At 64.1% G+C, this 259-nt stretch carries 1 protein-coding gene; it reads left to right on the top strand.

Features of this window, described 5'->3' with window-relative positions:
• Positions 1-259 (top strand): LysR substrate-binding domain-containing protein (locus tag SB751_RS32380; protein WP_410749307.1); only part of this gene is annotated, 259 nt, incomplete at both ends.

The following is a 259-nucleotide window of genomic DNA, read 5'->3' as shown; positions in this document are numbered from 1 at the left end:
CAGCCAGTACATGATGGGGCAGCCCGGCGACGGCGGCAGCGTGGATATCGCCGTGACGCCGACGTTTGCGACGCGCTGGCTGATTCCACGGCTCAAGGATTTCCAGACGCGGCATCCGAACATCACCGTGCATTTCGCCGATCGCGCCGAGCCGTTCGTACTGGCCGGCAGCGGATTCGATGCGGCGATTCATTTCGAGCATCCGGCATGGGCCGGCATGCATACGTACCGGTTGTGCGAGGAAGTGCTGGTGCCGGTC

The sequence above is a fragment of the Cupriavidus sp. SIMBA_020 genome (genome assembly GCF_046535395.1).
GTDB classification, from domain to species: domain Bacteria; phylum Pseudomonadota; class Gammaproteobacteria; order Burkholderiales; family Burkholderiaceae; genus Cupriavidus; species Cupriavidus campinensis.
The sequence above is the reverse complement of the archived record's forward strand: the minus strand, read 5'-3'. Positions and strand labels throughout refer to the sequence as shown.